Raw genomic sequence first — 1214 nt, forward strand, 5'->3', positions numbered from 1 at the left:
AACTAACAGAAGCTATGACCACTCCCGTTCCTTTGCCCGCCTTTTGCTCTCCTGATTAGGTATAACTATTTTTTGGAAGCGCCACAAAAAAGCCTATTTTTGCACTACCTTATAGTCAGACCATCATACATCAACTAAAATAAGATACACATGAGTGTTTTAGTAAATAAAGATTCGAAAGTGATCGTACAGGGCTTCACAGGCTCTGAAGGTTCTTTCCACGCCTCTCAGATGATCGAGTACGGCACCAACGTAGTGGGTGGTGTTACGCCAGGTAAAGGTGGCAACAATCACCTGGACCTGCCGGTTTTCAACACCGTGGAAGAAGCTGTCAACAGAACAGGAGCCAACGTTTCTATCATTTTCGTTCCGCCTGCTTTTGCTGCTGACGCAATCATGGAAGCTGCTGACGCCGGTATCAAGGTGATCGTAGCGATCACAGAAGGTATCCCGGTGAAAGACATGGTGATGGCCAAAAACTACCTGACAGGTAAAGATGTAACCCTGATCGGCCCTAACTGCCCGGGTGTTATCACGCCAGGCGAAGCAAAAGTTGGTATCATGCCCGGTTTTGTGTTCAAGCCAGGCCGTATCGGCATCGTTTCAAAATCCGGTACGCTGACCTATGAAGCTGCTGACCAGATCGTGAAAGCCGGCTTGGGCGTTTCTACTGCCATTGGTATCGGTGGTGACCCGATCATCGGAACGCCTACCAAAGATGCTGTACAGTTGCTGATGGAAGACCCGGAGACAGACGCGATCGTGATGATCGGTGAGATCGGTGGTAACTATGAGGCCATGGCTTCCCAATACATCCTGGAGACAGGCAACAGAAAGCCAGTAGTTGGCTTCATCGCGGGTCAGACGGCTCCTGCCGGCCGCCGTATGGGCCACGCGGGTGCTATCGTGGGTGGTGCGGACGATACAGCTGCTGCCAAAATGAAGATCATGCGTGAGTGCGGTATCCACGTGGTAGACTCTCCGGCTGAGATCGGCGCTACCATGGTAAAAGTGCTGCAAAACGCCGGCATGATCAACGCTTAATTTGATTCTCCTATACCTGCACAAGGTATAAGCTATAGAAAAAGGCTGCCCAAGGGCAGCCTTTTTGTTTTACTTCAAAGCCGTTGCAAGAAAGGTGGTGACCTCGCGGCGTGCGCAGCTCCCGCGAGTGTCTGACAGATCGGCTATACCTATACCTATACCTATACCTA

At 50.7% G+C, this 1214-nt stretch carries 1 protein-coding gene; it reads left to right on the forward strand.

Going from position 1 to position 1214, the window contains the following annotated elements; all coding sequences use genetic code 11:
• Positions 1–150 precede the first annotated feature (150 nt).
• Positions 151–1044: a succinate--CoA ligase subunit alpha gene (gene sucD, locus OB13_RS15005; protein ID WP_461490986.1), complete on the forward strand. Its 894-nt coding sequence runs from the start codon at positions 151–153 to the stop codon at positions 1042–1044.
• Positions 1045–1214: the final 170 nt, after the last annotated feature.

This window comes from Pontibacter sp. HJ8 (assembly GCF_054824225.1).

Bases quoted from the DNA above. Each gene is read 5' to 3' on its own strand.
- sucD (WP_461490986.1), top strand. From the start codon at position 151: ATGAGTGTTTTAGTAAATAAAGATTCGAAAGTGATCGTACAGGGCTTC.